Annotated in this window: 9 protein-coding genes; 2 read left to right on the top strand and 7 right to left on the bottom strand. The window is 69.0% G+C overall.

Annotation, left to right across the window (positions count from 1 at the left end; all coding sequences use genetic code 11):
• Window positions 1–498 (top strand): secretin GspD/PilQ domain-containing protein (locus M9978_RS16170; RefSeq protein ID WP_496113653.1); only part of this gene is annotated, 498 nt, incomplete at its 5' end.
• On the opposite strand, the gene M9978_RS16165 is transcribed toward M9978_RS16170, so the two are convergent.
• The 3 genes from M9978_RS16165 to M9978_RS16155 are packed head-to-tail and all read right to left on the bottom strand — an operon-like array spanning window position 492 to window position 1,905.
• A complete protein-coding gene (locus M9978_RS16165; RefSeq protein WP_254294972.1) occupies window positions 492–935 on the bottom strand; it encodes a hypothetical protein in 444 nt (147 codons plus the stop codon). The two genes, M9978_RS16170 and M9978_RS16165, sit on opposite strands and share 7 nt — an antisense overlap.
• On the bottom strand, window positions 926–1,390 hold the full coding sequence (locus tag M9978_RS16160; RefSeq protein ID WP_254294970.1) for a hypothetical protein: 465 nt from the start codon (window positions 1,388–1,390) through the stop codon (window positions 926–928). The genes M9978_RS16165 and M9978_RS16160 overlap by 10 nt, the downstream gene beginning before the upstream one ends.
• Entirely contained in the window at window positions 1,387–1,905 is a 519-nt protein-coding gene (locus tag M9978_RS16155) for a hypothetical protein (protein ID WP_254294968.1), read from the bottom strand. The genes M9978_RS16160 and M9978_RS16155 overlap by 4 nt, the downstream gene beginning before the upstream one ends.
• Window positions 1,906–2,069: 164 nt before the next feature.
• Here M9978_RS16155 and M9978_RS16150 point away from each other — a divergent pair, with 164 nt between their 5' ends.
• A complete protein-coding gene (locus tag M9978_RS16150) occupies window positions 2,070–4,553 on the top strand; it encodes a PhoX family protein (protein ID WP_254294964.1) in 2,484 nt (827 codons plus the stop codon).
• A 175-nt stretch (window positions 4,554–4,728) separates the two neighbouring features.
• Here M9978_RS16150 and M9978_RS16145 read toward each other — a convergent pair whose 3' ends face one another.
• The 4 genes from M9978_RS16145 to M9978_RS16130 are packed head-to-tail and all read right to left on the bottom strand — an operon-like array spanning window position 4,729 to window position 8,433.
• Window positions 4,729–5,079, bottom strand: coding sequence for a hypothetical protein (locus tag M9978_RS16145; RefSeq protein ID WP_254294962.1), 351 nt, complete (start codon window positions 5,077–5,079; stop codon window positions 4,729–4,731).
• Between the two features lie 36 nt (window positions 5,080–5,115).
• On the bottom strand, window positions 5,116–5,775 hold the full coding sequence (locus M9978_RS16140) for a TetR/AcrR family transcriptional regulator (protein ID WP_254294960.1): 660 nt from the start codon (window positions 5,773–5,775) through the stop codon (window positions 5,116–5,118).
• The gene (locus M9978_RS16135; protein WP_254294959.1) at window positions 5,765–7,060 is read right to left on the bottom strand and encodes an amidohydrolase family protein; all 1,296 of its coding nucleotides are present in this window, start codon (window positions 7,058–7,060) and stop codon (window positions 5,765–5,767) included. The genes M9978_RS16140 and M9978_RS16135 overlap by 11 nt, the downstream gene beginning before the upstream one ends.
• Window positions 7,057–8,433, bottom strand: a complete 1,377-nt coding sequence (locus tag M9978_RS16130) for an amidohydrolase (protein WP_254294984.1) — start codon at window positions 8,431–8,433, stop codon at window positions 7,057–7,059. Before M9978_RS16130 ends, M9978_RS16135 begins: the two co-directional genes overlap by 4 nt.
• Window positions 8,434–8,555 lie beyond the last annotated feature (122 nt).

The raw sequence follows: 8,555 nt of genomic DNA, 5'->3' as shown, positions 1-8,555 counted from the left end.
CCCTACACCTCGGTCGAGCGCAAGGATGTCGGCATCACGCTCAAGGTGCTGCCGCGCATCAATGCCGGCGACACGATCCGGCTGGAAGTGGTGCAGGAGGCGTCGTCGATCGCGACCACGCAGCTCAGCCGCGCGACCGACCTGATCACCAACCGCCGCGCGATCAACACCACGGTGCTCGCCGACAATGGCCAGACGATCGTACTCGGCGGGCTGACCTCGGACGACTACGGCCAGGTCAAGAGCCAGGTGCCGATCCTGGGCGACATCCCGATCCTGGGCGAGCTGTTCAAGAGCCGCCGCGAGAGCCGCCAGAAGCGGACGCTGTTCATCTTCCTTAAACCGACGATCCTGCGCAACGGAGAGGATGCGGCGGCGATCGCCAAGGCCAAATATGCGCGGCTGCGGGCGGAGGAGATGGACCTCGACAAGCCGAGCAGCCTGTTGCTCAAGCCGCTCCCGCCACGGCTGACGCTGGAGATTGACGGGATTTACTGATCTGGCGTTGTGTCGGCGGGCGGTTCCTCGCCCGCCATCGCCACGCGAACCCGCTCGCGGCCGCGCGTGAAGAAAGCGGCGTCGATCGCGAGGCTTTCGAGCCGCCAGCCATCGACGCTCTCGCCCACGCCGATGCTGCGCGAGCTGCCGTCCGCCAGCCGCACCAGCGCCACCGCATCGCGGTTGAGCCGCCCGGCAATGCCGACCAGCGCGGGTGCGTCGGCGGGGGTGTCGGCGCCGGCTTCGGCGGGCGCGAACAAGCCGCGTTCATAGATCGCAGCGATCGGCGGGACCGGTGGCGGGATCACGGGGCGCAACGGCGGCGCAGCTTCTGCCGCCGGTGGCATCCCGCCAGTCGTGAGCAGCAGCACCGGCATCGCGAGCGCGAAGACGCCCGCGACGCCCAATGCGATCAGACGGGGCCGCGTCAACGCCATGCCGCCACCGCCTCGCCGTCCAGCCGCAGCCCGCCATCGCCGAGCGCGGTGATCTGCCAGCTGCGCAGCCGCAGCAGCGGCGCGTCGCGCTCCAGCCGGTCCGCCAGCGCGATCACCGCCTTGTCCGGCCCGGACAACCGCAGCCGCAACCGCACCAGCCCGGCGCTGCCGCGCACGCCCTGCGCCTGTTCGACCAGCACCCCGCCCTGCGCGGCCAGCGTCCGCACGCGCGATGCGAGCGCGCGAGCCGCCTCTGCCTCGTTCGGTGCCCCGATCCGCAGCGCCGGAGCCACCAGCGGTGGCGACGTCGGGGACCTGGTATCGAACGCCGCCGCCTCGGCCCGAGCCGCCCGCGCACGCGACAATTCGCCGAGCGCGGTGCCCGTCGCCGGCGCGAGCAGCAGCGCGGCGAGCAACCCGCCCGCGGCACCCGCGATCAGCGTCGCCCGCGTCATGCCGCCCGCCGGTAAGTGATCAGGATCATCGCGCCCGCGCGGCGCTGACCGGTTTCGCGAAAGCCCGCAAAGGCCGGATTGCGCCGGATCGCGCCGCGGAGAAGGTCGGGATCGGGCGCTGTGACGTCGATCTCGAAGCGGCCATCGGCGGTGCGCGCCATCCGCGAAATGCGCGCGTCGGCCGGCAGGGCTTGAGCCGCGCGGTCGAGCCACACCGCGACCGGTGCTTCCCGCACCGCCGCACGCAGCAGGTCGCGTGCTTCGCGGTCGGCGGCAAGCGCATTGATCTGTGGGGCGGCCCGGGTGCGCAGCCGCCCCGCTTCGGCCTGCGCGCTGCGCTCCAGCAACCCTGCACCGACGATCGTCAGCAGCGGGCCGAGCGCGATCAGGGCGGCGAGCGCCGTCGCGAAGCGCCAGTCGATCTTCGGCAGCACCGGCGCCGCGCGCGGCGTCGCCGGCGGCGACAGGCGCTGCACCGCGCGGTCGATCAGGCTGCTGTCCCGCTCGTCGTCCATGCCCGCGCCCTACATCGCCGCCCCGCCAAAGGACAGACCGTCATCGAAACGTCGCCGAACCGAAACGAGTCCGTCAAGGAACTGGCATCAACCTGTCAAACGGCGGCGGCACAGCGCCCGTGTAGCCGCCTCACCCCAGAGGCTGGCTGAGGGGACAACCAGACATGACCGAAATCACCGGGACCGCCTTTGGCTATAGCGACGGGGACGTCGACACCAACAGCTCCACCGCCACCTCGCTGGGCACGCTGATCGAGAAGCGCTATTCGCGGCGCGAGACGCTGCGTTCGGGCGGCACCGCCGCTGCGGCGGCATTCCTTGGCGGTGGCGTGCTGGCGGCATGCGACAATGCGGCGGATACGGACCCGGCGCCGATCGTCGCCTCGGTCAATTCGACCGGCGCGACCACGGCCGGGCGTCCGGTGACGCTGAGCGGCAGTGCGACCGACAACGGCGCGCTGACCTCGGCCTGGGTGCAGACGGCGGGCCCGACGGTGACGCTGCTCGGCGCGACCACCGACAGCGCGAGCTTCATCGCCCCAGCAGTCGCGGCGGCGACGGCGCTGACCTTCCAGTACACCGCGACCGACAGCACCGGCAAAGCGAGCAGCGGCACGGTGACGGTCACCGTCTCGCCCGCCGTGATTGGCTTCAACGCCGTCGCCAAGAACCGCAACGACATCGTGACCGTGCCGGATGGCTACACCGTGACCGTGGTGACGCGGCTCGGCGACCCGCTCGCCGCGGGCGTGTCCGCCTATGCCAACAACGGCACCGACACCAATTTCGCGCAGCGCATCGGCGACCATGGCGACGCGCTCTACTGGTACGGCCTGTCGGCGACCGGCACGCGCGAGGACAGCAGCAGCGTGCGCGGGCTGCTCGTGCAGAATCACGAGAACATCAATCAGCAATATCTGCATCCGGCCGGCGCGACCTCGCCCGGCGGCATCCGCCCCGAGGGCGAGGCGCAGAAGGAAATCGACTGCCACGGGCTGAGCGTCACCGAATATGTCCAGAGCGCCAACCGCGCGTGGAGCTATGTTCAGGGCTCGACCTTCAACCGCCGCATCACGCCGGCGACCCCGACCGTGTTCAACGGCCCGGTGCGGGGCACCGACTTCCTCAAGACCGCGCATTCGGCCGACGGCACCACCGGCCGCGGCACGATCAACAATTGCGCCAATGGCGTCACGCCCTGGGCGACCAACCTGACCTGCGAAGAGAATTGGGCCGGCTATTTCCGCCGCAGCGGCGACAATGCTGCGCGCACCGCCAAGGAACTGACCGCGCTCGGCCGCTACGGCGTCACCAGCGGCACCGGCAGCTATGGCTGGTCAACCGTGGTTCCGGCCGATTCGGCCAACACGCTGTTCCGCCGTTGGGACGCGCGCGCGACCGGCGCCTCTGCCACCACCGATTTCCGCAACGAACCCAATCAGTTCGGCTGGATCGTCGAGATCGATCCTTATGTCGCCAACTCGGTCCCGCGCAAGCGCACCGCGCTCGGCCGCATGGGCCATGAAGGCTGCTGGCCCGGCCTGTTCGTCGCCGGTCGCAAGCCCGCATGGTATATGGGCGACGATGCGGTGAACGAATATCTCTACAAGTTCGTGTCGAACACCGCCTGGGCCGCCGCCGATGCCAACGCCGCCGACCGGCTCGCGATCGGCGACAAGTATCTCGACGCCGGCACGCTCTATGTCGCGGTGTTCAACGCCGACGGCACCGGCAACTGGCGGCCGCTGGTGTTCGGCACCGCGCCGCTCGACGGTTCAAACGCCGCCTACCCCTTCGCCAGCCAGGCGGACATATTGGTCAACACGCGCCTCGCCGCCGATGCGGTCGGCGCGACGCCGATGGACCGGCCGGAATGGACCGCGGTCAATCCGGCCAATGGCGAGGTCTATCTGACGCTCACCAACAACGGCAACCGCGTCACCGGCGCGGACACGCCGACCGCGGCGCAGCGCCAGACCAACGCCGCCAACCCGCGCGTCTATGTCGATCCGCCAAGCACGTCGCGCGGTAATCGCAACGGCCATGTCGTGCGCCTGCGCGAGACCGGCGACTCGACCGAGGCGCTGACCTTCGCCTGGGACATCTATCTGTTCGGCGCCGGGTCGGACCTCAACGCGACCAACATCAACCTGTCGGGCCTGACCGCGGACAACGACTTCTCCAGCCCCGACGGGCTGTGGTTCGGCCGTCCGACCAATGCCTCGGGCCTGATCAAGCCGGTCCTGTGGCTGCAGACCGACGACGGTGCGTTCACCGATCAGACCAACAACCAGATGCTGCTCGGCCTGCCCGGCACGGTCAATGACGGCGGCACGCGCACGGTGACCAACACCACCGCGGCCGGCGTCGCCTCGACCCAGGCGACGCGCGTGGGCGCAACGCCGACCGCCGCGACGCTCAAGCGCTTCCTCGTCGGTCCGGTCGAGTGCGAGATCACCGGCGTCGATTCGACCCCGGACGGCCGCACGCTGTTCGTCGGCATCCAGCATCCCGGCGAAGGCGGCACCCCCGCCGCGCCGACCAGCGCCTGGCCGGCCAGCCAGTCGGGCACCGCGCCCGCCGGCACGCGTCCGCGTTCGGCGGTGGTGGTGATCACCAAGAATGACGGCGGCGTCGTCGGCCTTTAGGAATGCCCCCAACTGAACGGGGAGGCGGATCACGATCCGCCTCCCCTTTTTTGTGTTCAGCTATGCTGAGCGCGGTGCCGGCCCGCTCCCCCACCCGGCCACCCAACGCCAGTATATTCTGGGTGGCCGGGTGGGGGAGCGGGCCGGTGCCGAGACGCCGCGCGAGCGGCGCAAATCAACGCGCGTCGCTGCGGCTCAGGATCTTCGCGGTGCCGTCGCGGGTGATCGAGATGATGTGCGGGCTGTCGCCGTCGCAGATCGCGCGCCAGGTCGGGTTGCCCTCACGGTCTTCCAGCTTCTCGCTCTCGGTCACCTGCTGGCAGGTCAGCCCGGCATCGCGCACCGCGCGCAGGAACACGCCCTGCCGTGCGTTCAGCGGCAGGCCGATTACCTCGGCCTGATAGTTGGTGGCGTCGGCTTCATTCTCGATCGCGGTGTTTTCCGCAGCATTCGCGGCCGGCTGGGCGTCATTCTGACAAGCACCAGCCAGCATCGCCGCGAGCATCACGAATCCGGTCTTTCGCATCACCAGCATCTCCAATCCCAGGCATAACGCGGTTCGTCACGGCTTCGATCCGACCATCTTGAGAAACAGCCGGGTCGCGCGTTGCACGCGCGCGCGCAACGCCTCGGGCGAAGGCGGCGGCTCGAGCCCCAGCTTGATGCCGAGGTCGCCGCCCCCGAGCCACAGGCCGACAATGTCGTCGGCGGCGAGATCGGCGTCGTCGATATCGATTTCGCCGCGCGCCGCTGCCTCGCCAAGCACGTCGCCGAGGCGGCCCATGCACAGCTCCGGCCCGGCCGCAAAAAAGCGCTGCGCGAGCTCGGGCATTTGCGCGATCTCGTTCATCAGCACGCGATCGACGGCGAGATGCTCTTCGCTGAACTTGAACCCGGTCAGCGCCAGGCCGAAGGCGTTGAGCCGCTCCTCAAGCGAGTTCCCGGCCGCCATCTCCGCGTCGAACCGCGCCGCCATCCGCCCGCTCTCGGCGCGGATCACTTCCTCGAACAGCGTCTCCTTGTCGCCGAAGCGGCTATAGACGGTGACCTTCGAAACGCCGGCAGCGTGCGCGATGTCCTCGATCGTCGCGGCGTGGAAGCCGCGCGCGAAGAAGGCCTCACGCGCCGCCGCGACGATCGCGCTGTATTTGGCGGGATCGCGCGGCCGCCCGGCCTTGCGCGGTTCGGCCAGGCATGCGGTTGGGGCGATCTCAGCGCTCATAGGCTTTCGGCAACGCGCCCTCCTTCGGATCGAAATAGCGCTGCTTCAACTTGTCCTGCCGAGTCGCCAGCGGCTGCTCGATCCCGTCGATATACACGCGAACCGCCGCGCTGCCGATCTCCAGCGGATCGCCGTCCCACAGGACGATGTCGCCGCGGCGGCCCGGGCGCAGCGAGCCGAACTCGCCGCCCATCCCCATCGCTTCGGCTGGCTTGGAGCTGATCGCAGCGAACGCCTGCCCCCAGTCGAGCCCCGACGCGCCCGGCACCTTGCCCAGCGCGACGAGATTACCGGCATATTGCTTGACCAGCCGCGCCTGCCGCGCTTCGTCGTCGTTGATCATGCCGATGCCGACGGTGACGCCGGCCTTCTGCATGCGGCCGATATTCGACTGGGTGGCGGCGAGCTGCTCGAACGAGGCCGGCAGATCGGCGAGCGCCGAGGCGAGCACGGGCACGCCCGCTGCCGCGATCTGTGGCGCGACGGTCCAGCCCTCGCTGACACCAACCAGCACCAGCTTGAGCGCCGGCACTTCACGCTTGAGGCCGAGGATGACGAGGATGTCCGAGGCGCGCTCGACATGGACCAGCAGCGGCACTTGCCCATTGACCACCGGCACCAGCGCCTGCGCGTCGGCGCGCGTCAGCAGCGCGTCCTTGCCGCGATCGGCAAAGCTCGCGGGATTGCGGGCATAGTCGCGCACCTCGAACAGGATGTTCCTGAGCATGGCATAGGCAGCGGGACGGCTGCCTCCGGCGCGCGCGGCACCGGTCTCGCCATATTCCATGAACTGGAAGGCGCGCGGTTTGGTCACCGCGTCCATGTCCGCGCCCAGATCGATGATCGCCCCCTGCCCGGCGAAGATCGAACCGCGCGCCTGCGGGGCGACCACGGCGCGGGTGATCCCCTCAGCGCGGTTGAGCGTGATCGCGCTGGTGCGCGGATTGACCGCCGGGACCACGTCGATCGCGGCGTTGAACGGTGAGTTGGCGCCCGTGTCGTTGGTCTCGTCGACGCCATCGACCTCGACGATACCCATGCGGGTAAAGCCCGCGAAGATGCCCGGCGTCACGTAGCGGCCGCCGGCATCGACCACCGGCACGCCCGCCGGCACGGCGACGCCGCGTCCGGCGGCGATCACGCGCCCGTCGCGCACGACCACCGTGCCGCCTTCGACCGTTGCCGAACCGTCGCCGATGACGAGTTTCGCATTGGTGACGGCGACGGTCTGGGCGGCGGCGGGGAGCGCGGTCAGCGCGATGGCGGCGAGCAGGAGGCGCTTCACTTCACGTCTCCTTCGCCCGGCTGGCCGAGCTCGAAATCGGACACCGGCCGGCGTTTGGGATCGAGCGCATCGTAGAGCAGCGCCCCGTCGATCCACACCTTCTCGGGCCGGGTATAAACGCTGAACGGATTGCCGTTCCACAGGACGACATCGGCCATCTTGCCCGGCTTCAGGCTGCCGGTGACATCGGCGATGCCGAGCGCCTTGGCCGGGGTGATGGCGGCCCATTTCCAGGCGCGTTCCTCGGGAATGTCATAGCCTGCCCGCTTCGCCGCGGCGCGTACCTTGGCGATTTCTTGATTGAGCCGCTGGATGCCGTTCGAGTCATCCGAATGGATCATCGCGCACGCGCCTTCGCGCTCGAGGATCGCGAGATTTTCCTCGATCGCGTCATAGGACTCCATCTTGAAGCCCCACCAGTCGGCCCACACTGCGGCGCAGGTGCCGCTGGCCTTGAGCAGATCGGCGATCTTGTAGGCTTCGACGGCGTGGTGGAAGGTGCCGACCTTGTAGCCGAACTCCTTCGCCATATCGAGCACGATGGCCATTTCGTCGGCGCGGTAGCAATGGTTGTGGACGAGGATTTCCCCGGCCAGCACGCCGCGCAGCGTGTCCATCGCGATGTCGCGCCCGGGCGCTTCGCCGCCATCCTTTTCGTAACGGTCCCAGCGTTTCTTATAGTCCTGCGCGCGCGCCCAGGTGCCGCGGTCGACCGCGATATTGCCCATGCGGGTCGAGGGCATCCGCCCCTTGCCGCCATAGACTCGCTTGGGGTTCTCGCCGCACGCCATCTTCAGGCCATAGGGCGCGCCGGGGAACTTCATCCCCTGCATCGTGCGGGCATAGACGTTCTTGAGCGTCACGCTGCGCCCGCCGAACAGGTTCGCCGAGCCCGGCAGGATCTGCAGCGTCGTCACCCCGCCATTGGTCAGCGCGCGCGAAAAGCCCGGATCCTGTGGCCAGACGCTGTGCTCGGCCCAGACTTCCGCCGTCACCGGGCCGGTCATCTCGTTGCCGTCCGAATGCGCGTCCACGCTCGGGCTGGGATAGTCGCCCAAATGGCTGTGCACATCGATCACGCCGGGCGTCACGTACTTGCCCTGGCCGTCGATCACGCTCGCACCCTCCGGCGCCGCGATCGACTGGCCGATTTCGACGATCTTGCCGTCGCGGAACAGCACCGCGCCGCGATCGATCCGCCCGCCCTCGCCGTCGAGGATCGTGACGTTGGTCAGCAGCGTCGGCACGCCGGGATAAGCGCGGTAGGTCGAGGGATAGGGATTGCGGTCATAAGGTTTGCCCGGATCGCGCTTGGGCGCAGCCGAAGCGCTTTTGGGCCGGTCGCCGCTACTGGTGGTGCAGGCGGTCAGCATCGCCACGGCGGCGACACCGATGAGGGTGCGGATCAAAGCGGTCTCCCCGAGGGCACAATATCTCTATTCACCGGACGTTAGGGGCGAAAACCATTGCGCGCAATTTGGCGATTTGCTCCAAG

It is taken from the genome of Sphingomonas tagetis, from assembly GCF_024211275.1.
GTDB lineage: Bacteria > Pseudomonadota > Alphaproteobacteria > Sphingomonadales > Sphingomonadaceae > Sphingomonas > Sphingomonas tagetis.
Note: the sequence above shows the minus strand (reverse complement) of the source record. Positions and strands in the feature narration are given on the sequence as shown.

Excerpts from the sequence above, each read along its gene's own strand:
- M9978_RS16150 (WP_254294964.1), top strand. The coding sequence starts at position 2,070 with ATGACCGAAATCACCGGGACCGCCTTTGGCTATAGCGACGGGGACGTC.
- M9978_RS16165 (WP_254294972.1), bottom strand. The coding sequence starts at position 935 with ATGGCGTTGACGCGGCCCCGTCTGATCGCATTGGGCGTCGCGGGCGTC.
- M9978_RS16145 (WP_254294962.1), bottom strand. The coding sequence starts at position 5,079 with ATGCGAAAGACCGGATTCGTGATGCTCGCGGCGATGCTGGCTGGTGCT.
- M9978_RS16140 (WP_254294960.1), bottom strand. The coding sequence starts at position 5,775 with ATGAGCGCTGAGATCGCCCCAACCGCATGCCTGGCCGAACCGCGCAAG.
- M9978_RS16160 (WP_254294970.1), bottom strand. The coding sequence starts at position 1,390 with ATGACGCGGGCGACGCTGATCGCGGGTGCCGCGGGCGGGTTGCTCGCC.
- M9978_RS16130 (WP_254294984.1), bottom strand. The coding sequence starts at position 8,433 with ATGCTGACCGCCTGCACCACCAGTAGCGGCGACCGGCCCAAAAGCGCT.
- M9978_RS16155 (WP_254294968.1), bottom strand. The coding sequence starts at position 1,905 with ATGGACGACGAGCGGGACAGCAGCCTGATCGACCGCGCGGTGCAGCGC.